21 protein-coding genes and 2 pseudogenes are annotated in these 20237 nt (G+C 58.5%); 1 reads left to right on the top strand and 22 read right to left on the bottom strand.

Translation table 11 applies throughout. The annotated features are described in order from the left end of the window. Positions 1-55: 55 nt before the first annotated feature. The 22 genes and pseudogenes from QOL82_RS25680 to QOL82_RS25785 form a co-directional block, all read right to left on the bottom strand. Positions 56-742 (bottom strand): annotated as a pseudogene (locus QOL82_RS25680) (IS5 family transposase); the annotation flags it as partial. Then, a complete protein-coding gene (locus tag QOL82_RS25685; protein ID WP_283445172.1) occupies positions 721-900 on the bottom strand; it encodes a hypothetical protein in 180 nt (59 codons plus the stop codon). The pseudogene QOL82_RS25680 and the gene QOL82_RS25685, both read right to left, overlap by 22 nt. Before the next feature lie 6 nt (positions 901-906). Continuing rightward, entirely contained in the window at positions 907-1155 is a 249-nt protein-coding gene (locus QOL82_RS25690; protein WP_283445173.1) for an SDR family NAD(P)-dependent oxidoreductase, read from the bottom strand. A gap of 82 nt (positions 1156-1237) precedes the next feature. Next, a complete protein-coding gene (locus QOL82_RS25695) occupies positions 1238-1996 on the bottom strand; it encodes an SDR family NAD(P)-dependent oxidoreductase (protein WP_283445174.1) in 759 nt (252 codons plus the stop codon). Between the two features lie 20 nt (positions 1997-2016). After that, positions 2017-2475 (bottom strand): MarR family winged helix-turn-helix transcriptional regulator, encoded by a 459-nt coding sequence (locus QOL82_RS25700; RefSeq protein ID WP_283445175.1) that lies wholly within the window; start codon positions 2473-2475, stop codon positions 2017-2019. Positions 2476-2512: 37 nt separating this feature from the next. Next, positions 2513-3679: an ABC transporter substrate-binding protein gene (locus QOL82_RS25705; RefSeq protein ID WP_283445176.1), complete on the bottom strand. Its 1167-nt coding sequence runs from the start codon at positions 3677-3679 to the stop codon at positions 2513-2515. A gap of 71 nt (positions 3680-3750) precedes the next feature. Continuing rightward, complete coding sequence (locus QOL82_RS25710; RefSeq protein WP_283445177.1) at positions 3751-5367, bottom strand: flavin-containing monooxygenase; 1617 nt, start codon at positions 5365-5367, stop codon at positions 3751-3753. A gap of 227 nt (positions 5368-5594) precedes the next feature. Continuing rightward, positions 5595-5765, bottom strand: a pseudogene (locus QOL82_RS25715) (IS5/IS1182 family transposase); the annotation flags it as partial. Between the two features lie 178 nt (positions 5766-5943). Beyond that, a complete protein-coding gene (locus tag QOL82_RS25720; protein WP_283445178.1) occupies positions 5944-6477 on the bottom strand; it encodes a GNAT family N-acetyltransferase in 534 nt (177 codons plus the stop codon). Continuing rightward, complete coding sequence (locus tag QOL82_RS25725; RefSeq protein ID WP_430438552.1) at positions 6474-6788, bottom strand: type II toxin-antitoxin system TacA family antitoxin; 315 nt, start codon at positions 6786-6788, stop codon at positions 6474-6476. Before QOL82_RS25725 ends, QOL82_RS25720 begins: the two co-directional genes overlap by 4 nt. Positions 6789-7373: 585 nt before the next feature. Further along, on the bottom strand, positions 7374-8126 hold the full coding sequence (locus QOL82_RS25730) for an IS5 family transposase (protein WP_283445180.1): 753 nt from the start codon (positions 8124-8126) through the stop codon (positions 7374-7376). A 596-nt stretch (positions 8127-8722) separates the two neighbouring features. Next, entirely contained in the window at positions 8723-9640 is a 918-nt protein-coding gene (locus QOL82_RS25735) for an SDR family NAD(P)-dependent oxidoreductase (protein WP_283445230.1), read from the bottom strand. 23 nt (positions 9641-9663) lie between these two features. Further along, complete coding sequence (locus tag QOL82_RS25740; RefSeq protein ID WP_283445181.1) at positions 9664-10836, bottom strand: thiolase; 1173 nt, start codon at positions 10834-10836, stop codon at positions 9664-9666. Then, positions 10833-11234, bottom strand: coding sequence for a Zn-ribbon domain-containing OB-fold protein (locus QOL82_RS25745; protein WP_283445182.1), 402 nt, complete (start codon positions 11232-11234; stop codon positions 10833-10835). The genes QOL82_RS25740 and QOL82_RS25745 overlap by 4 nt, the downstream gene beginning before the upstream one ends. A gap of 20 nt (positions 11235-11254) precedes the next feature. Then, entirely contained in the window at positions 11255-12784 is a 1530-nt protein-coding gene (locus tag QOL82_RS25750; RefSeq protein ID WP_283445183.1) for a class I adenylate-forming enzyme family protein, read from the bottom strand. Continuing rightward, positions 12781-13764, bottom strand: a complete 984-nt coding sequence (locus QOL82_RS25755) for a Bug family tripartite tricarboxylate transporter substrate binding protein (RefSeq protein WP_283445184.1) — start codon at positions 13762-13764, stop codon at positions 12781-12783. The genes QOL82_RS25750 and QOL82_RS25755 overlap by 4 nt, the downstream gene beginning before the upstream one ends. Positions 13765-14079: 315 nt before the next feature. After that, positions 14080-15081 (bottom strand): Bug family tripartite tricarboxylate transporter substrate binding protein, encoded by a 1002-nt coding sequence (locus tag QOL82_RS25760; protein WP_283445185.1) that lies wholly within the window; start codon positions 15079-15081, stop codon positions 14080-14082. 59 nt (positions 15082-15140) lie between these two features. Further along, positions 15141-15617 (bottom strand): MaoC family dehydratase, encoded by a 477-nt coding sequence (locus QOL82_RS25765; protein WP_283445186.1) that lies wholly within the window; start codon positions 15615-15617, stop codon positions 15141-15143. Then, on the bottom strand, positions 15614-16786 hold the full coding sequence (locus QOL82_RS25770; RefSeq protein WP_283445187.1) for a CaiB/BaiF CoA transferase family protein: 1173 nt from the start codon (positions 16784-16786) through the stop codon (positions 15614-15616). The genes QOL82_RS25765 and QOL82_RS25770 overlap by 4 nt, the downstream gene beginning before the upstream one ends. Before the next feature lie 36 nt (positions 16787-16822). After that, positions 16823-17812 (bottom strand): Bug family tripartite tricarboxylate transporter substrate binding protein, encoded by a 990-nt coding sequence (locus QOL82_RS25775; protein WP_430438550.1) that lies wholly within the window; start codon positions 17810-17812, stop codon positions 16823-16825. 44 nt (positions 17813-17856) lie between these two features. Then, entirely contained in the window at positions 17857-18837 is a 981-nt protein-coding gene (locus QOL82_RS25780; RefSeq protein ID WP_283445188.1) for an acyl-CoA dehydrogenase family protein, read from the bottom strand. A 10-nt stretch (positions 18838-18847) separates the two neighbouring features. After that, positions 18848-20005 carry an acyl-CoA dehydrogenase family protein gene (locus QOL82_RS25785; RefSeq protein WP_283445189.1) on the bottom strand — a complete coding sequence of 386 codons (1158 nt, stop codon included), beginning with the start codon at positions 20003-20005 and terminating at the stop codon, positions 18848-18850. Between QOL82_RS25785 and QOL82_RS25790 the strand changes: the two genes are divergently transcribed. Continuing rightward, entirely contained in the window at positions 20004-20204 is a 201-nt protein-coding gene (locus tag QOL82_RS25790) for a hypothetical protein (protein ID WP_283445190.1), read from the top strand. The two genes, QOL82_RS25785 and QOL82_RS25790, sit on opposite strands and share 2 nt — an antisense overlap. Positions 20205-20237: the final 33 nt, after the last annotated feature.

Consider the following 20237-nt stretch of genomic DNA (forward strand, 5'->3'; position numbering starts at 1 on the left):
TATTGCCTCTTTGGAACGGTTTCTTCGCTCATCTCGACCTCCATGTACATAGAAATTAATCGATTTCTGCTGTACGTGGAACCGGGGCAAGGTCATTACTACCTTTGCGCTGGATGTGCATGCGCCAGCCCTGATTGCTCAGTTGCGCTTCGCGCTCGCTATCGACATAGCCCTTGTCGGCCAGGATGTCCCGGTTCGTGTTGGCGGGATCGAGCACGTCCTCGAAGTGCGTGGTGTCGTGTTCGCTTGCCGTGCTCACCTTGATCTTGCGCACCAGCTTGTATCGCTTGTCGGCATTGGCCGACACCTTATAGCCGAAGTAGGACTTGCCGTGTTTCTTGGTCCAGCGCGCATCCATATCCTTCTGGCGCCGTTTCGTTGGCTTCCAGTCAGCCGGCATCGCGCCTTCGCTGACGATGGCTCTCTCTTCCTTGCTCAGTGACTGCTTGGGCGCCTGCACGATGCTCGCGTCGATCATCTGGCCGCCGCGCGCAATGTAGCCGTGCCTGGCCAGCTGGCGATTAACGGCATCGAACACGCTCTCGCTGGCGCCGGCTTGGATCAAGCGCTCCTTGAAGGTCCAGATCGTCGTCCGGTCCGGGATCTGGCTGCTGGTGCGTAACCCGACGAAGCGCTGGAAACTCAAGCGGCCGAGCAGTTGGAATTCCATCTGCTCATCGCTCAAGTTGAATAGCTGCTGAATCAACAGCACACGCACCATCAGCTCAGTGGGGAAAGGCGGACGGCCGCCGCGCTCGCGGCTGGGGCGCGGTGCCGCAAGGTCGAACGCCGCAGCAAGGGCGGCAAGTCGACATGCTGCTCCATCACCTGCAGCGCATCACCAAGCCGGTTCAGCTTGGCTTCGCGCTCCTGGTCGGCAAACAGACTGGTCTTGATCATGAAAAGTTACGTCAAGTTCGAGGCGCCCACATTTTGCCAGACCCGCAGCGGTTTTTCGAGGTGCCCCTTGGTCACGTCGATTGTCAGACCAATCGCGGCATAGCCCGCACTGCGAATTCTCTCGGCCGCCTCATAGGCGCCGCCAATGTCGGCAATCACCAACCGATGTCCGGCATGCGCGAGTTTTTCTGCAAATGCATAGCCAATGCCTCTGGCACCGCCGGTAATAATAAAAACCTTGGTTTGCTCAGGCATGACTTCTCCGGGAGGAAATTGCAGTAAGTGGGATCTGTTGAAGGTGGCAATGCAACGGGGATCGCCTGGAACGTAAAGCCGCCTACTGGGCTAAATAACCGCCGTCTACCGGGTAATAGGCCCCAGTCACAAAGCTGGCACGGTCACTGCTTAGCCATGCCGCGAGTTCTGCAATTTCTTGGGGGAAACCAAGTCGGCCCATCGGATGTTTGGCTGCAAGGCTGTGCAATGTCGCTGAATCCTTGAACTCCAGCATTGGCGTTGCAATATAGCCGGGGCCAACCGCGTTGATTCGAATGCCTTGTGAAGCGTAATCAAGGGCCGCGCTTTTCGTCAGGCCGATTACACCATGCTTGGAGGCGACGTATGCGCTTAGATTTTGTCCTGCCACCTGCCCCATGACTGAAGCCGTGTTGACGATGGCGCCGCCCCCGGTTGCGATCATGGCGGGTATCTGTGCTCTCAACCCATAAAACACGCCGGAGAGGTTAATGGCGAGCATTTGATCCCAGTCTTCCAATGCGATCTCTGCAGCCCGGCGGTAGACTTTGCTCGGCCCAACGCTGATACCGGCATTATTGCAAGCAATATGAAGGCCGCCGAAATGTTCTTGCGCCTGTGCCACGGCGCGCCAATGATCGTCAGGATTTGCCGCATCAAGCTGGCAAAACTTTGCGACGCCGCCTGCCTTGAGGACCAGTGCGACGGTCTCCTCACCGGCGTCAACAGAACGGTCAGTAACAAGCACTTTTGCGCCATCTCGGGCAAGGGTCAATGCAATGGATCGCCCTATGCCCGATGCGGCACCTGTAACTAGAGCAACTTTATTTTCCAGCAGCATGTCGTTCTCGTTTCACGGTTTCAGTCAGCTTCGTCTTGCGATCTGGCGACGGCTTCAACGGCCGGCAGATTGCTCAAAAGCCGATGCAGGAACTTGATCATTAGATCCCGTTCTGCGTCTGAGAACCCGCTAAGGAGCGCTTCTTCGCGCGCAAGCGCGGTTTCCAGTACGGTGGAATACATTGCTTTGCCAGCTTCCGTCGTCGCGTACTGTATTTTGCGCAGCCCGAAAGGCCGAGCCTCCACCAATCCCATGCCGTCGAGGCAGGTGAGACTCCTGCTGACCGCCCCCTTATCCAGACCGATCAGCTGGCAGACCTCGGAACCGGTCGACCATGGGTAAAGTTCGATGTAGGCAAGCACTCGCCAGTCCGTTACGCCAAGATCGAATTTCTGGCGATAACGTTGAGAAGCGCTGCTCGATAGCTTGTTGGACACCCAAACCAGCAACGCGGGCACATAACGATTTAGATCGAGCATGGGTTCAGGTCCGCTGACATTGGCGCAAGATCAGGGCCTATTGCCCTTCCTTGACGCCCACAAACGTATCGATGACGACGGGGACATACTGGTTGCCCTTTTTCTCGATTTTTGCGACGTACATATTGGCCACCGCATCCCTCGTGTCCGGGTCGATTGTCAGGTCGCCGCGAGGACTCTTTATTTTCATGCCTTTCATAGCCGCCATGACTTTTTCCGGATCGAGCTTACCATCAAGCTTGCGGGTGACTTCGTAAATGGCCGCCATGCCGTCATAGCCGCCAAGAGCAATCGCGCCAGGATTTTTCCCCGCTATCTTCAGGTAGGCCGCTTTGTATTTCGTGTTTTCCTCGTTATCGAGCGTGTCGTAATACTGAATGGTATTGGTAATATGCACAGCAGTCTCGCCCATTGGCTTAATATATTCTTCTGCAAGATCGGTTGTCGTCAGCAGCTTCATGCCCGCTTGGGGTAGGCCCCGCTCGACATAATTTTTCATGAATGAAACCATAGGGTCGCCTGACGGTACAAACAGATAGGCGGCGTCCGCGCCCGACTCTTTCAGGCGTTGAACATAGGGTGAATAATCAAGATTTGCCAGCGGCATCCGAGAATTGCCGATAACTTTCCCACCCAGCGATTCAAACGCTTTCTGAAACGCGACTTCGCAGTCAATTCCCGGCGCATAGTCGGATACCATAGTGTAGACCTTGCGCACGCCATTCTTATATGCCCATTTCGCCATGGTGACCGAAGTTTGTGCATTGCTGTACGAAACCCGCGTAAGGTAAGGTGACTTTCCAGTCAGGCCGGATGCCGCGGCAAGCATGACAATGGTTGGCTTCTTGGCCTGCGTCGCAAGGGAAGCGACAGCCAATGCATCCGGGGACAGCGCGAAACCGGCAAGGAAATCCACTCGATCCCTGTTGACGAGTTCCTGCGCAAGCCGCTTTGCATTCTCCGGAGTGCTTGTCGTGTTATCGCGAACGATGATTTCCACCTTTTTCCCTGCCACGGTGTCCCCGTAATTTGCCATATACGCCTGCATCGAATGATGAAACCCCTGACCATATAGGGCGAATGCGCCCGACATTGGCGCAACCAAGCCAATTTTGATCGTCTCCTGAGCGGCCGCCGGAATGCAGAAGGCTACTGCAACGATGGTTGCCACGGCAGTTTTCAGCATTTTTGATAAGTAATTCATGTAGGTCTCCTCGTATGGATCTTGTAATTTATAAGTGTTTGGTGACGTCGCTTTTTTCCGCGCATCAAGATTCAGGAAAAGACAAAACCGTCATAGTCTTTCTGGGCGACTTCCTCAATGATTTTGCGATAGGCCGGCACGCCGGCTACATATGGCATGAAGATTCGTGGTTTGCCTGGAATATTTGCGCCGACATACCAGGAGTTTCCGATGGGATAGAGCGTACGGTTTGCGACCTCGTTGACATGGTCTACCCATTTGTCTTCAGCACTTCCATTGGCCTCGACTCTTGCGCAGCCACGTTCCCTGATACGGCTGATGCAATCAGTGATCCAGTTTGCATGCGTTTCAATCGAGTGCACCATGTTGCTCAGTACCGATGGGCTTCCCGGACCGGTGATGATGAACAGATTGGGGAATCCGGAAATCGCCAGTCCCAGATATGTGCGCGGACCATGCGCCCATTTATCTTTTAAAGGCTGGTCTCCGATGCCGCGAATATCGATTTGCAGCAGCGCTCCGGTCATTGCATCAAAACCGGTGGCGAGGACGACCATGTCGAGTTCGAATTCACGATTCTGCGTGCGGAGTCCGTGCGCGGTAATTTCCTCAATTGGGGATGCCTTAACATCTACCAACTCCACGTTGGGTCGATTGAAGGTCTCGTAATAATTCGTATCGACGCACAAGCGCTTGGTACCGAAAGGGAGATCGGGTTTTGGTGTCAGAAGCTCTGCTACTGCGGGGTCCTGGACGATGTTTTTGATCTTCGAGGCGATGAATTCCGAAGCATATTTATTTGCCTTTTTATCCCTCAACAAATCGGAAAAGGCGCGCAGCATCCGAAAGCCGCCACCAGCACCACGCCAGCGAAACTCAAATTCAGCCTGGCGCTCTTCACTAGAGACCTCCAGTGCCGAGACATCATTCGCGCTCAGGTACTGGCCGGTAATCGCTTCGCGCCCCCTCGCCCTCCGCTCCGCATAGTGCGCTTTGACTTCCCTTGAAAGCTCCCTCGATACCGGTTCGTTTTGCGCGGGAACACTGAAGTTGGCGGTACGCTGAAATACGGTCAGATGCGCTGCTTGCTCGGCAATGATTGGGGCCATTTGCACGCCGCTTGAGCCGGTGCCGATTAGTCCAACTTTCTTGCCAGCGAACTGAACCGTATGTTTGGGCCAGGAAGAACTGTAATAAAGCTCGCCTTTAAAACGGTCGAGTCCTTTAATACTTGGCTTCTGCGGGATTGACAGGCAGCCTGTCGCCATGATGCAAAACTTCGCTTCGAAGGCTTCCCCGTTTGCAGTAGTAACGGTCCAACAGTTACCTGATTCGTTGAAGATCGCTTGCTGTACTCTGGTATTTAACTGAACGTCGCGGCGCAGGTCGAAGCGATCCGCCACATGGTTAATGTAACGAAGGATCTCTTCCTGTGGAGCATAGCGCTCAGACCATTCCCATTCTTGTTCAAGCTCCTTGCTGAAGGAATAAGAGTAGTCGAAACTTTCCACGTCGCATCGAGCGCCAGGATAACGGTTCCAGAACCATGTTCCTCCGACTCCGTCGCCGGCCTCTAGGACGCAGGCCGTGAGCCCGATTTTGCGAAAGCAATATAACTGGTAAAGACCTGCAAATCCGGCGCCGACTATCACGGCATCAAATTTCTGTTTTGATTTACTGGTTGCCATAGTCGTCCTCGTTCCCAATATTTTGATTAGCAGCCGATCCTAGGCTCATATTCCATTAATGCAATATTAAATATTAGGTTGAACTTGCAACCTAATAAAGCACAGACTAAGCGCGATTGGTTGATCAGTCAACCTATAAATACGGTTTTCGCTGCTAGCAAAGACCAAAGTCTGTTGGTCAAGAACTGACGAGATGATTGGCACGGCACAACTTGAACCATGTTACGACGCCCAGTCTTGGCCGGCATAGCACCCTCGAAGCCAAGGGTAGCAAGGTGAAGACTTTCGACGAACACATCGACGACGCGCACGGGATTGTCCTCGTTGACGTAATCGTCGAGCCGCTCCGGAAACAGGGTTACCTGACTACGTTCTTGCTGCTCGATGAACCGTTTCATCCCATGCTCCCATGGTGCCTTGAGTAATTTTATTAAATGCCGCAATGGGTTGGCCGGTAAGTAGAAAGACCAAGTCACGTAAACAAAGTTAGAAACATGTGTTTTGACACAGTCTGGGCCGAACCCAGCCTCTCAGGGCAAGAAAAGCAACTCGCCAAGGTACAAATCTGGCGGATTGTCACGAGAGGCCGAGGTGAGTCGCGCCGAGCAGCATTCGAGAGGATTGAACAGTTGCCAGCGGCAAAAACAGGGTAATCGGTGAATCTGGCAGAGCAATGAAGCCATGATTGCCGTAGAAAGCCGCTGCGGCCTCGTCCTTGGCATCCACCATTAAAGCAAAAGCAGCAATCTCGGAGCGGGCTGCGCGGTCGAGCGCATCGGCCAGCAGCGCGCCGCCTAGACCCTGCCCCTTAAAAGCCTGATCAACCGCTAAACGGCCCATGCGAACCGCTGGCACGGTCGGATAACGTGGCAGCTTCTTGCCTGTGCTGGCCGGAAGATCGGATAGCAGCAGGCTTGCCGACGCGAGCGTGTAATAGCCTACGATGCGCTGACCTTCGGCCAACGCCACGAAACAGGCGGCCACACGGCGCCGAACGTCTTGGGTGACTTGTTCCCGCAAGTAGCGGTTCAGTGGCCCCGAATCGCTGTTGAACGCGGCACAGCCATGCGCAATATCGAGTGCCGCGATACGGAACGGCGCGCTGCTCATTCAACGCGTAAGAGCTTGCGGTGACGAGCGAAGGCGCGTTCCAAGGCTGGGGCAGGTTGCGGCGGCGACAGCAGCGCCTGTGCAAAGCACTCTTGATCACCCATCGACAACCGGATGATTTCGGCTTGCTCAATCGCACGTTGCGCAGCGTCCTGAACGGCAGCAACCACGAAATCGGTCATGGTTCGCCCCTGAAGTTCAGCAGCGCGCTTAAGCATCGAATGCAGATCAGTGCTGATGCGAGCTTCGAGACGGGCATTAGAGTTGGTTGCGGGCATAGGATTGTCCTCCTGACGGAATTGTACGGCAATTCGCCGCACACATCAACCGCAGTTCTCGGAGTTTCTAATGAGGCTAGAAAACTGCTTATGGCCATCTGGGACCCAGAGCGGGGCGGTCTGCATTCATTTAAAAAAAACGCTGAGCACTGCCGTTGGCGACAATGGCTGGCTTTCGCTAGGCGACTGATGAGACCTTTTTCCTCCGTACTATGCGCGGCGTTCGCTGACCTATCAGCTCATCCCGTGATTGCAAGCGCTTTCGTCCTATTATTGGGTTGAAAGCGTTTACTACCAGTGATTTCTGCAAATTTGTCGGTTGTTTAACGTACCCAAGGCGCGCAGATGCTGAGCTCCCGTCATATTTCAGCGCAACTAGATAATCCTCTCCTACTTTCCTATACCAAAGTGTCGAATCAGTCGATGTCGAGCGCTGCAAAAACTCTGGCCAGCGTGAGATAATACTGTATTTATATACAGTAATTCTGTAGCTATCTTTCTAATTTTCATAAGCAACGACTTGCTGAGACGCCTTCGCATACCGGCAATCTGTATGTCGAGGTCTGGTCACAGTGACGATTGAGCAGATGACATTGCAGGGCTAGGGCGTGGTGACATTTACTGGAGCCAAATTACTGATGCGGCCAGAGCAATAAACGATGTGAATCGTGAGTCAAGCTTGTCATAGCGTGTCGCGACGCGTCTGAACTGCTTGAGTTTGGCAAAGAAGCGCTCGATTAAATTGCGATTGCGGTACTGGTGCTTGTCGAATGCCCGCTGATTTTTACGATTTGTTTTCGGCGGGATGACGGCCTTGGCGTCTTTGCTGTCGATATACGCGAGCAGCGCATCAGCATCGTAAGCTTTGTCGGATAGGACCGCGCCTGGCTGCATTTGCTCTATCAGTGTCTGTGCATGTGTTATGTCGGCGACTTGTCCGCCGGTGAGCGTGAAGCGCGCCATTTGGCCGAGCCCTTCGACACAGGCATGGATCTTGGTCGTCAAACCTCCCCGAGAACGTCCCAGAGCCTGTTCGCCCTTCTTTTTGGCAGCCCCGGCAGCGTGCTGGTGAGCCCGCATGACGGTGCTGTCGATAAAGACTTCTTCGCAGTCGGCATCCTCACTTAAGAAGGCAAAGATGTTTTGCCAAACGTTCTTGTCAGCCCAGCGGGCAAAGCGAACATAGATGCTGTTCCATGGGCCGAATGCCGTTGGGAGATCGCGCCAAGGGCTACCAGTGCGTGCGATCCACAACACCGCTTCAATAAAGAGACGATTGTTCGCGCCGCTGCGGCCTCGGTCGTCAGCCTTTCCCTGCAAAAGCGTTTCGATTTGTACCCGCTGATCGTCCCGCAACAGCGTTCGCAACATCCTTGCCCCGTCCAAAGACAAGGATGTAGATGTGAATCAGCCAAAATCAACCAGTCCGATCGGCTTCTTCCATACCGGCCCTTCAAATGTCAACACGCCATAGTTTTCTGATAGACAGTTTGTTCTGACCTCAAGTCCACTGACTGCGCAGTGTGCCGGCGCTACCAAACAAATAAGCGCCTTTTTATCAGATTATCGCGCATAACGTCCGGCTTCGGATCGAAGTGCGTACCGCCTGCGTTAAGGTAATTTCCGACCAAAGGGATTTTCCCAACGGGCTTGACTCTGGGCGTCAGAATGGTCTCCAAGCCAATTCGGCGAACGGATGATCCCCGTTTCCCTGCGGGTGGCGCGACGTGCCGCCTCGACAGCGTTGGCCACCCTCCGCGCGCAACAGGAGGGCACCTCGAATAACACGTGATTTCGCCGTCATCAGCAAGCCAAGCGGCTGAAAGTGCCCAGAACCGCTCGAGCGTCGTCGTTTCCCGACCTCTTTTCAAGTTCTTATGCTCGTTTTCGGCGGCCCAGACTCTTTAACCATAGTTATAATTTTGTCAAGTGGCACCCGAAGCCGACCCGTTCCTTTTCATGCTTATTCAAATGGGATCCCATGTGAACACATCGGAAGACCGGTCCAGCGCAAAGAACGAGGCTTTCAAGGCGGGTATCCCATGCTCGGCAATGCTTTCCGGTGTCCAGCCTTCCGAGCGGTGCACCGAGCGTATCGGGCGTGGCTGGCTCATCAGCAAGATTTCGTTATTCCGCACTGCGAATATCTGGGCATTGACCTCAGCCGCGGCGTCGCTGGCTAGATAGACCGCGAGCGGTGCGATCTTGTCCGGCGTCATTTGCTTGAGCTTGTCAACCCTGGCCTGCTCTTCCGGCGTGTCGGTCGGTATTGAACTTGTCATCCGGCTCCAGGCAAACGGGCAGATGCAGTTGGAGCGCACGTTAAAGCGCTCCATATCCAGCGCAATCGACTTCGACAAAGCGGTTATCCCCAGTTTGGCCGCTGAATAATTGGCCTGTCCAAGGTTGCCGACAAGGCCGGACGCCGATGTCATGTGGATCAGGCTGCCCGATCCCTGTTCCTTGAAATGCAATGCTGCCGCCTTGCTGGTATAGAAGGCGCCGTACAGGTGAACCTTGAGCACGGCATCCCAGTCCTCGACGCTCAGCTTGTGGAAAATGCGGTCGCGCAGGATGCCTGCGTTGTTGACGATGCAGTCGATGCGACCGAACTGGTCAACGGCTGCCTCCACGATGCGCGTGGCGCCACTGGCATCGGACACGCTGTCACTGTTGGATATTGCTTCACCGCCAAAGGCGCGGATTTCATCCACTACTTGCTGTCCCGGGTTGACTGCGAGCGCGTCGCCGACCAGCGAAGCGCCAATGTCGTTGACCACGACCCGCGCGCCTGACCGGGCCATCGCCAGCGCAATTTCGCGGCCGATGCCGCCGCCGGCGCCTGTTACTACCACTACCTTGTTTGCTACCATTTTCGAATTCATCTCGGCGGTTCTCCAGATCCTGATCAAATTGTTGAGGCGGTGCCGAGGATGGCGGTCGCCTGTGCGGACAGCGTGCCGCCATTCCCATGCACGATCGCGGTTTCCGCGCCGGGCACCTGGCGTTCGCCGCACTCGCCGCGCAACTGGCGCACGGCTTCGATGGTGATGAACATGCCATACATGCCCGGATGGACGCACGACAGGCCGCCGCCGTTAGTATTGACCGGCAGCCGGCCCCCGGGCGCGATCGCGCCGCCCGACACGAATGCACCGCCCTCTCCCTTGGCACAGAAACCGAGGTCTTCGAGGAACAGGATGGTGTTGATGGTGAACGCGTCGTACAGCTCCACGACATCGATGTCCGACGGCGTCATGCCGGCCATCTCGAACGCTCGCTCTCCCGACTCTTTCGCGGCCGTGACGGTCAGGTCGGGCATGCACGAAATCTGCCGATGCCAGGTTGCGCTGGCACTGCCCAGCAGGTAGACAGGCTTTTTCGCCAGGTCCTTGGCGCGTTCGGCACGCACCATTACGTACGCTCCAGCGCCGTCAGTGACAAGGCAGCAGTCACGCACCGACAATGGATCGGCAATCATGCGTGATTTAAGCACATCGTCGATGCTCAGCGGATCGCGCATGAACGCTTCCGGATTGCGTTGCGCCCACTTGCGCGCCGCCACCGCGACTTCGGCCAGCTGCTCGCGGGTGGTGCCATATTGATGCATGTGCCGCGCTGCCGCCAGCGCATAGGCGGAGACTGGCATCGGCGGCTCGTAGACCTGTTCATACCGTTGCGGATCGAGCAGGCGCCGCGACTTGGCCACATCCGCGCGACCGACCGCACCGGTACGCTGCGTGCTACCGTAACAGACAAGCACCACGTCGCAAATACCGGCATTCAATGCCATCGCCGCTGGCAGCATGTGCGACACAAAGCTGGAACCACCCAGCATGGTGCTGTCGACAAATTTGGGTTGGATACCAAGATATTCGGCCACCGGCAAGCCCCACATGGTGGCGTTGACGCTGGCGGTGCAGATGCCGTCGATGTCGCGCAGATTCAGGCCCGCATCGCGGACCGCGTTGTGGGCGGCCTCGGCGAGGATTTCCATTTCGGTCCGGCCGTGCGCCTCGCCCAGGCCGGCCTGGCCGACACCGACGATAGCCACCGACCCCCTCAAATCGTGCGGGCTCATACGACCTCCCCGACAGGCGCAAACACGACCAGGGGCTGGTCGTTTTCCACAATCACCGACGCCCTGACCGCCATGCCTATGGTCACTTGGTCCGGCCTGACGGTATCAACCCGGCTCATCATGCGTACGCCTTCCTCCAGGTCGATCAGCGCGATGTTCAGGTCGCCGCCAAGGTCCGGCTTACGCCGGACGATCGTCGTCGAGTAGACAATGCCATTGCCGCTGGGCGTTACCCAGGAAAGGCCGGGCGCGCCGCAGTGGCTGCACACTACGCGGGGATAAAAGACATGCCGCTTGCATGCATTGCAGCGCTGGATGCGAAACTGTCCGGCAGCCAGCGCTTCGTGGTAAGCCTTTTCCGGGCCAGTTTGCGCAAATTGCGAAAGGGCGTCGCTCATCGTGTTTTTCCTTTCAATGGTCAGTCTGCGTCAAGTAAATGCGCGTACGTTTCGAGCAGCGTGCGTTTCAGCACTTTGCCGCTTAATGTCATCGGCATGGATACCACCTGCGTGACAAGCGATGGCCGTTTGTACGCAGCGAGGTGCTCGTGCAAATGGCGGTTCAAGGCATTCATGTCGATGGGCTTTTCGCTGGAGTCGGCTTCGACGAACGCAAGGATCTGCTCATTTCCGTCGGGCTCCCGCCGGCCGACGACTGCGGCGCTGCGGATACCCTCGAAACGCATCAGCACGGCCTCGATCTCGCCGGGGTACACGTTGAAGCCGGACCGGATGATCATTTCCTTGGTCCGGCCGACGACGAACAGCGCACCGTCGGCGCCGATGTAACCAATGTCGCCGCTTGCATACCAGCCTCCCGGCTTCATGACATTCGACGTTGCTTCGGCATCCCTGAAGTAACCGGGCATCAGCCCGACACCGCGCATCCATATTTCGCCACGCTCACCGTCTGGCACGGGCTTGCCCTGGCTGTCGGTGATCTGGAGTTCACCGCCCTCCACCAGGTATCCGGCACCAGTATCCTGCCGCTGTTCTCCCATCCGGACCAGGCATAGCGCGCCTGCATACTCGGACAGGCCGTAGCCATGGTGCAGCGGCTTGCCCAAGCGGCCTTCGACCGCCTGCTTCAATGTCATGTCCAGCGGCGCGGCGCCGGTATAGAGATAGCGTAGCGCGGGACAGGCGGGACTGGTTATGCGCTGTTCATCCAGCCAGGACAGGAGGCGGGCAAACATTGCAGGCGGCCCCTGGAGATTCGTCACCCCGCCATGCGCCAGCGCGGAAAAGACATCCGCCGGATCGAAGCGGGCGCGCATGACCAGTCCGGCGCCAGCATAAAGGGATGCGGCAAGCACGGTGCCGAGGCCGAAAATATGCGTCATCGGCAGGTAGGCATACGACAGGTCATCCGGGCCGAGATGGCGCGATTCTGCAGAGATGCGGCCAAAGTGGACCAGGCCGGCATGCGACACCAGCACGCCCTTGGACGCGCCCGTGGTGCCCGATGTGAAGATCACTGCGGCGACCTCGTCCCGCAGGGGCCCAGTCTCCGCCACCGCCATATCGCGGCGAGCCGTCCGATGCAGACCATCGAGCGCTGAAGGCGTGGCATTGAGTGTCTGGGCATGCCCGGACGCGGCGTCTGAAACGCAGGTCGTGAAATAGATGAGGGTGGGATCGGCTTTTTCGACGAAGCCGGCAATTTCACCCGGCGACATGCGTGCATTGACGCCGCACGACCACGCACCCACGCGGCTGCAGGCCAGGATCAACGCAATATGCTGCACGCAGTTTTCTGCAATGGCCATGACCCGGTCGCCCGGCGAGACCGATTCCGACCGCAGCTCGGCCTCGATTGTGGCGACTAGCGCGCCCAGGCCACCCAATGTCACGATCCCGTCTACCGTATGAAGGAATGGCCGGTCCGCGTCGGTTGCCAATCGCCAGTCGAACAATTCATGCAGGCGGGCGCTGTGTTCGGCGCTCATTCGAATTTCATTCCTTTTGTGACGGTTCCCCACAGCGCCAGTTCCTTCTTCAGACGATCCGAAACGGTCTCCGGTAATCCGGTCCATGGCTCGTAACCCTGCTCAAGGAACTTGCTTTTTACCTCTTCCTTTGCCAGTGCCCTGCGTGTCGCCTCGCCATAGCGCGCGACCAGTTCCGCCGGCATACTGGCCGGGCCAAACAGCGCATACCAGCCCTGCACGTCGTAGTCCGCGATGCCCATTTCACGCATGGAAGGGACGTCCGGCAGTGAGCTGTTGCGATTGCTCGACGTAACGGCGACTGCGTTGACGCGGCCGGTGCCGATGTAATTGCGCGCACTGCCGATAATGTCAAACATCATGGTGATCTGACCGCCGATGACGTCGGTCATCGCCGGCGCATTGCCTTTATAGGGAACGTGGCTTAACTCTATCCCGGCCCGTTGCGCGAACAATTCGCCGCTCAGGTGATTGGATGCGCCCATGCCTGCCGATCCATAGGTCACCTTTCCCGGATGCGCCTTTGCATAGCTGATCAGTTCAGCCACGGTCTTGAACGGCTGGTCATTGTTGATCACCAGGACATTTGCATAGCTCAGGATAGGGGCAATCGGCGCAATGTCCTTCACCGGGTCAAACGCCATTTTCTTGATGACGTACGGGGTGATCGTCAACGTCGGGCTTGCCGCAAAAAACAGTGTCAGGCCATTGGGCGGCGACTGCGCCACCGCAGCGCCGCCGATGCTGCCCGCTGCGCCCGGCCGGTTTTCCACGATCACCTGCATTCCCAGCTCTTTGGCAAACGCAGTCGCAAAGACGCGCGCCGAACTATCGACCGGGCCGCCCGCCGTATACCCGACGACCAGCTTGACGGGCTGTTGCGACTGCGCATACACGGCTTGATGCGCCAAAAAAACCATGCCGAGACCAGCCGTGATGGCGGCAAGGCGAAAAGTCCCGAGTGCGCCGTAGTTGTTCATGATCCGTTCTCCGTTATCGTTATAAATTTTCGTTACCACGTGTGACTCATGCGATGGTTCGAATAATGCCCGCCTTAACGCCGGGCTGCACGCACCATGTTGCGTGCACTGACGATCTGCTGAATCTGGGTCGTGCCTTCATACAGCCGGAACAAGCGCACGTCCCTGTAGGTTGGATAAACAAAAGTCTTCCTGTCCAATGTGGCCGCAAGACTGAGGGCAAACCTGGTGATGACAAGGTAAACAAAGACCGATCCACCGTGTGCGCTAGAGCCACAGCACTGGTTCAGGGCTTGCGATAGAGCATGCCAATGTTTACTCCAGCGTCACGCCGGTCTGCTTCACGATGACGGACCAGCGGTTGATTTCCGACCTGATGTAGTCGCCATATTCCTGCGGCGTTGAGCCCAGCGGAATTGCGCCCTGCCCAGCCAGTTTCGTCAATACCTCCGGATTCTGCAGAGCCTTCCTCATTTCAACGTTCAGCCGCTTTACGATCGGTTCCGACGTGTTCGCTGGCACCATCAGTCCCTGCCACGCACTGACGTCAAAGCCGGGCATGCCCATTTCCGCAATGGTGGGCGCATCGGGGAACAAACTAGTGCGCTTCAGCGTCGTGACTGCTAGCAGTCGCAACCGCTTTTCACGGACAAAGCCGGCGACCGAATTGACCGTGTCGGTCATGAACTGGATCTGGCCCCCAACCAGGTCGGCATCTGCCGGTGCGCTGCCCTTGTAAGGGATATGCACTGCTTCGATGCCATTGGCCTGCAGGAACTGGAACGCGCCCAAATGCGTAATGTTGCCGTTCCCCGCAGAGCCGTAGGAAAGCTTGCCCGGATTTGCTTTTGCATAGGCAATGAACTCCTTGACGTTGGTCACCGGTATGGACGGATTCACGACCAGCGCCAGTGGAACCGTGGCTGCCAGGCCCACTGGCGCCAAGTCGCGCTGCACGTCGTATGGCAGGCTTTTATAGAGCGCCGGACTCAGCGTGATCGACGACGTGTTGTACAGCACCGTGTAACCATCAGGAGCGGCTTTGGCCACTGCCGCAGCGCCTATGTTGCCATTGGCGCCACCGCGATTGTCCACGATGATCTGCTGCCCCATCTGGCTGCTCATGGTCTGCGCCAACACCCGGGCGACAAGGTCGGTTGGCCCACCCGGAGGGAAAGGCACGATCATCGTAATGGGCCTGGACGGATAGGCAGCCTGTGCCTGGGCCGCCGGTGCAAGCGCCAGCGCGAATGACAGGGCTGCGGCAATGCCCGCCAGCCGGCGCACTGAACCGCTGTAACGCGTTATCGGGATCATCTGGTGTCTCCTTTATAGGTAGGTAAGTCTGTTCACGGACCAGGGGGTTTTCCTGCCAGTCAGCCCTCTTCGCCGCGACCGGCCAGCATGCGCCTTGCGGTATAGGTCATCACGCATTCGCGCCGCTCGTTGTAGACCTCGATAGTCGAGTCAACGATGGCCCTGCCACCTTTCGATGTCGGCCGGATGCCATCGATACTGACCAACGCGTCGATGCTGTCGCCAACCCGCACCGGCGCATGGATCTTCTGGGTTAGCTCGAGCATGGCCAGGCCGGTTCCCTGGATCATGGTCTGCAACAGCAGCCCCTCGATCAGCGTGTAAGTCAACGCCGCCGGCACGGGACGTCCGGTGATGCCGCCTTCCAGCGGCTCGGCGTCGATGAACATGACTTCCAGCATGCCGGTTACCCCGATGAAGCCGATCAGGTCGGCTTCGGTTACCGTTCGCCGGAAGGTGCGGAACTGCTGTCCTGCTTCCAATTCCTGCCAGTAAAATCCCTGGCCCAGTTGGCGTGGCGCCGTGCTGTTGCTCATCGTTTGGTCTCCGGTGCGGACATCATGGTTACGTTCAGTCCCAGTTCGGCCAGCACTTCGGCCGTGTGTTCTCCCAGCCTCGGCGGCATACGCACCGGCGGCTTGGCGCGGTCGAATTTCACCGGAACCCCGGGGAAGACCAGGCGGCCCATCGCCGGGTCGACCAGCGTTTCGAAAAAGCCGGTCGTTCGCAGGTGCGCATCCTGCTGCAGGTCTTCCAGCCTGTGCATGACGGATGCCGGTATTTCGAGCCGATTGAACGTCGCAAGCCAGTCGGCGGTCGTGCGGGTCCTGATGATACCTGCTGCAAGCTCGTACAAGCTTTCGATATGCGCGGTTCTGGCCGCGATGTCGGTATAGCGTTCGTCGGTCGCCAGCGCCGCGTGGCCTGCTTCGATAAAGAAGCGTTGCCAGTGGGCGTCGGTATAAGGCATCGCGCAAACGAAGCCGTCCGTGGTCTGGTAAGGCCGGCGCCAGCGGTTCAGCACGCGTGGGTAGCCCGGTCCGGCAAGCGGCGGATCGAAATGCTGGCCGTAAAAGTGTTCGACCAGATTGAACGCAACCATGGACTCCAGCATCGGCACTTCCACATAACCGCCCTGGCCGGTGCGCTCGCGCCGGAACAGCGCGGCGAGTATCGCGTGGGCGGCGACCAGTGCGCACGTTTTGTCGGCCGCAATGGTCGGGAAGTATTGTGGTGTGCCGGTCTGGCGCTCCATCAGCGCGGCGCTGCCCGACAGCCCCTGGATAATGTCGTCATAGGCGGGCATGCCGCCGTATGGGCCGTCTTCGCCAAACCCATGCAGCCCGGTATAGATCAGGCGCGGGTTGCGGGCCAGAAGCGCCTGCGGGTCCAGGCCGATCTGCGCCAGCTTTTGCGGGCGTATGCTATGCATCAGCACGTCGGCCGTATCCACCAGTTTGAGCAGCGCTTCCCGACCGGGTGCGGTCTTCAGGTCCAGCACGATGCTGCGCTTGCCGCGATTGACACCCATGAATATCGCGCCCATGCCGGCCTCGGTGGTCGGCCCGGTCTTCCTGGTCGAGTCGCCATCCGGCGTCTCTATCTTGATCACGTCGGCGCCATAGTCCGCCAACACCTGGCTGGCATACGGACCAAGCACCACCGTGCTCAGGTCCAGCACACGCACTCCGTCTAGTGGCAGCATCGATTCTCCTGAGTCAATGTCATCGGCAAGCTGGCATCACTGCTGCTCGACCTTGGCTTTTACGACGATCTGCTTCCACAGCGCTATCTCGGCTGCCTGGAAGCGCCGCATTTCGTCGGCGCCGCCGGCCATGGTCTCGGCGCCCTGGCGCTCGTAGAACTCGCGGGTTTCCGGCATCGCCTCGATCTGCGTCAACAGCGAGGCGAGCTTCTCGACTTCGGCCTTGGGCGTCCTTGCCGCAACCATGGCGCCGACCCAGACATAGGCCTTGTAACCAGGCAGGCCGGCCTCCGCGGTGGTCGGCACGTCCGGCAGGGCCGGGGCACGCTTGTCGGATGCGACCGCGAGCGCCCGCAGCTTGCCGCCCTTGACCAGGCCTTGGGCCGCCGTAATGTCGGAAAAGGTCATGTCGACCTGCTGCGATGCGACCGCTGCCAAGGCTTCGGAAGCACCCTTGTACGGCACATGCATGGTGCTGGTGCCGGCGGTGTCGTTGAATAATTCCGCCATCAGCTGATAGCCTGCGGAGCCGCCTGCATAGTTGAGCTTGCCGGGTTGCGCCCTGGCCGCGCTGATCAACTCGGCCACCGACTTGTAGGGCGACTCCGGCGGCACCGCCAGGACGACAGGAGCGCGCATCATCATGGACAAGGGGACGAGATCGGTTTGCGGGTCGTACGGCAGCTTTTTGAAGAGCGCAACGTTGACCGCCAACGTCGAGTTGCTGCCGACGAATACCGTATAGCCGTCGGCAGGCGCGTTAAGCACGGATTGCACGCCGATGAAGCCATTCGCGCCAGGCTTGTTTTCCACGATGACCGGCTGTTTCGTCAACTCCGACAGCTTCCTGCCGAAATAGCGCGCCGACGTGTCGGTGCCGCTGCCCGGCGGGAAAGGCACGATGAACTTGATTGGCTTGGAAGGGAACGCGTCCGCATACGCCGGTCCGGCCGGCAGCATGGCTAACAGCAGCACGGCGCCGGCTGCAAGCCACAACGAAGGGCTCGCCGAATGTCGATTTTTCATTACCTGTCTCCTCTAGGCGTATCGGTCCTTTTATACAATCTTTTTCAAGCCACCGTGCTGCGCACAAAGTCACTGATGCCCGGCGCCGTGCTTGCCAGTACCGCCTGCCCGATCACATGGTTCCAGCACGCTTCCGAACCATGGGCGATACGCCATTCATGCAAACGGCGCGTGTACAACTGCAGGTCGTATTCCTCGGTCACGCCAATGGCCCCATGCACCGCGTGCGCAATCGACGCCACCGGAACCGCCGCCTCGCTGGCGCGTGATTTGGCGATAGCGCTGGACAATAACGCGGGCAGATTGCCGTCCGACTGGAATGCGGCTTCTGCAGCGATCGATGCGGCAACCACCTGTTCGGCCATTTCGCTGATCTGATGCTGGATCGCCTGGAATTTACCGATCGACTTGCCGAACTGGCGCCTATCGTTCGCATACGCCAGCGTCATGTCGAATACCTTATGCATCGCGCCGGCAAGCAGCGCCGCATGCAGCGCCGCGCCAAACACTGCGACTGCACCACCCTGGCCGGGCAGGCGCAGCGTTTCTTGCCCGGTCTTCCAGGCAAGCGTCGCAACCAGGCTGCCGCGCACGCCCGTTGCCGTGCGCACGGCGCAGTCGCCCGGCAGCAAGAGCAAGTCCTCGCCATCGGCTGCAAGCACGTGCTCCGCCAGCGCGCCGAAGGGCACAAGCGGACATGTCATGCCGGCACTGGTGATGCGCAGCGCGGGCGCCAGTGTGATCATGCCGGCGGGCGCCTCGGCACCCTGCATCAGCGCGCGCGCGGCGATGCTTTGGGCGAGCGGCACGGGCATGCCGTACCGTGCTAGCGTTACCAGAACCTGGTAAAGTTCGGCCAGCGGCAAGCCGGCGCCACCGGCCGCCTCCGGCGTCAGCATTTCGAGGAAGCCCGCGTCGGCAATGGCTGTCCACAATGCGGTGGGCGCGCCACCGGCTTCGATGGCACGCACCGCTGCCGGTGTGCATTTGAGCTTCAATATCTGTTCAATCGCTTCTGCAAACATGGCGCTGTTCCTAACGCAAACCGAGGCCGCGGGCGATCATGCCGCGCAGGATTTCGCGAGTACCGCCGCGCAATGAATAAGTCGGCGCAACCTGGCTGACATAAGTCACGGTGCGGTACAGGTCGGCGTCGATATCCGCTGTAGGGTCGGCGGCGATGGCGGCCTCGATCACTGCTGGGATCAACTGCTCGAAACCAGTGCCGAGGTCCTTCACCAGCGCGGCTTCCACCACCGGGCTTTCGCCATGCACCAGCATTGCGGTCACGCTGATGGACATGTGACGCAGCGTTGCAAGATGCGTGACCAGCTTGCCCACCGTCTGCACGTGTTGTCCAACGTCCGGGCTGCTACGAAGGGAATCGATCCAGTGATCGAGCAGGACGATGCTGGAGTACAAGCGCTCCGGGCCGCTGCGCTCGAAGGCCAGTTCGGCTGTGACCTGCGCCCAGCCGCTTCCTTCCTGCCCGATCAGCGCGTCGTCCGCCAGCATCACATCGTCAAAAAACACTTCGGAAAAATGTGCGTCGCCAGCCAGATCGTAAATTGGGCGCACGGTCACCCCGGGCAGGGAAAGATCGACAATGAACTGCGACAGGCCGCCATGGCGATCCTCTGGCGTGCCGGAGGTGCGCACCAGCGCAATCATGTAATGACAGTGCGGCGCATTGGTTGTCCATATCTTGCGGCCGTTAAGTTGCCAGCCATTCCCGGTATCCACCGCGCGCGTGCCGACGCTGGCCAGGTCCGAGCCGGCATTGGGTTCGCTCATGCCGATGCAGAAAAATGCTTCGGCCGCACAAATCTTCGGCAAGTAGAAATTACGCTGCGCGTCGGTGCCGAACTTCAGGATCAGCGGGCCGCTCTGGCGATCTGCAATCCAATGCGCCGACACCGGCGCGCCGGCCGCAAGCAGTTCCTCGACCAAGACGAATCGCGAGTACGCATCCATACTGGCGCCGCCATAGTCGCGCGGCAAGGTCAGGCCCACCCAGCCGCGCGCGGCCATCTTGCGGCTGAAGTCGGCGGAGTAGCCCATCCATGAACGGGCGCGCACATCCGGCGGCGCCGGCGGCATCTGGATGGCAAGGAATTCCTTAACCTCCGCCCGGAAAGCCTCGGCCGTCGCGGGCAGGCGCTCCAGCCGGAAATGGTCGAGCAATGCGCTCATGAAGTCGCTCCGTTCATCGCTAATTGTGGCCGAGCAGGCAACCTTCTTCAGCGGCGCTGCCATCACGCTGAAGAATAGTCGAACGGCGGTGCGACAGTCCAATATTAATTTTGCAAATAGCGATACCAACCAGGTATTGAAGCCAGCGCATGGTCAGGCGCTGGATCTGGCATTGTGCGGCGCAGCGCGCCATACATAGTCGATATCGGCCGCCTGCATTTCAATATTGGAC

This window comes from Noviherbaspirillum suwonense (genome assembly GCF_900182955.1).
In the GTDB taxonomy this organism is placed as follows: Bacteria; Pseudomonadota; Gammaproteobacteria; order Burkholderiales; family Burkholderiaceae_D; genus Noviherbaspirillum_A; species Noviherbaspirillum_A suwonense.

What these genes read in the sequence shown, in the direction of transcription:
- QOL82_RS25685 (WP_283445172.1), bottom strand. Translation starts at nt 900, where the DNA reads ATGATCAAGACCAGTCTGTTTGCCGACCAGGAGCGCGAAGCCAAGCTG.
- QOL82_RS25690 (WP_283445173.1), bottom strand. Translation starts at nt 1,155, where the DNA reads ATGCCTGAGCAAACCAAGGTTTTTATTATTACCGGCGGTGCCAGAGGC.
- QOL82_RS25695 (WP_283445174.1), bottom strand. Translation starts at nt 1,996, where the DNA reads ATGCTGCTGGAAAATAAAGTTGCTCTAGTTACAGGTGCCGCATCGGGC.
- QOL82_RS25700 (WP_283445175.1), bottom strand. Translation starts at nt 2,475, where the DNA reads ATGCTCGATCTAAATCGTTATGTGCCCGCGTTGCTGGTTTGGGTGTCC.
- QOL82_RS25705 (WP_283445176.1), bottom strand. Translation starts at nt 3,679, where the DNA reads ATGAATTACTTATCAAAAATGCTGAAAACTGCCGTGGCAACCATCGTT.
- QOL82_RS25710 (WP_283445177.1), bottom strand. Translation starts at nt 5,367, where the DNA reads ATGGCAACCAGTAAATCAAAACAGAAATTTGATGCCGTGATAGTCGGC.
- QOL82_RS25720 (WP_283445178.1), bottom strand. Translation starts at nt 6,477, where the DNA reads ATGAGCAGCGCGCCGTTCCGTATCGCGGCACTCGATATTGCGCATGGC.
- QOL82_RS25730 (WP_283445180.1), bottom strand. Translation starts at nt 8,126, where the DNA reads ATGTTGCGAACGCTGTTGCGGGACGATCAGCGGGTACAAATCGAAACG.
- QOL82_RS25735 (WP_283445230.1), bottom strand. Translation starts at nt 9,640, where the DNA reads ATGAATTCGAAAATGGTAGCAAACAAGGTAGTGGTAGTAACAGGCGCC.
- QOL82_RS25740 (WP_283445181.1), bottom strand. Translation starts at nt 10,836, where the DNA reads ATGAGCCCGCACGATTTGAGGGGGTCGGTGGCTATCGTCGGTGTCGGC.
- QOL82_RS25745 (WP_283445182.1), bottom strand. Translation starts at nt 11,234, where the DNA reads ATGAGCGACGCCCTTTCGCAATTTGCGCAAACTGGCCCGGAAAAGGCT.
- QOL82_RS25750 (WP_283445183.1), bottom strand. Translation starts at nt 12,784, where the DNA reads ATGAGCGCCGAACACAGCGCCCGCCTGCATGAATTGTTCGACTGGCGA.
- QOL82_RS25755 (WP_283445184.1), bottom strand. Translation starts at nt 13,764, where the DNA reads ATGAACAACTACGGCGCACTCGGGACTTTTCGCCTTGCCGCCATCACG.
- QOL82_RS25760 (WP_283445185.1), bottom strand. Translation starts at nt 15,081, where the DNA reads ATGATCCCGATAACGCGTTACAGCGGTTCAGTGCGCCGGCTGGCGGGC.
- QOL82_RS25765 (WP_283445186.1), bottom strand. Translation starts at nt 15,617, where the DNA reads ATGAGCAACAGCACGGCGCCACGCCAACTGGGCCAGGGATTTTACTGG.
- QOL82_RS25770 (WP_283445187.1), bottom strand. Translation starts at nt 16,786, where the DNA reads ATGCTGCCACTAGACGGAGTGCGTGTGCTGGACCTGAGCACGGTGGTG.
- QOL82_RS25775 (WP_430438550.1), bottom strand. Translation starts at nt 17,812, where the DNA reads ATGAAAAATCGACATTCGGCGAGCCCTTCGTTGTGGCTTGCAGCCGGC.
- QOL82_RS25780 (WP_283445188.1), bottom strand. Translation starts at nt 18,837, where the DNA reads ATGTTTGCAGAAGCGATTGAACAGATATTGAAGCTCAAATGCACACCG.
- QOL82_RS25790 (WP_283445190.1), top strand. Translation starts at nt 20,004, where the DNA reads ATGAAGTCGCTCCGTTCATCGCTAATTGTGGCCGAGCAGGCAACCTTC.
- QOL82_RS25785 (WP_283445189.1), bottom strand. Translation starts at nt 20,005, where the DNA reads ATGAGCGCATTGCTCGACCATTTCCGGCTGGAGCGCCTGCCCGCGACG.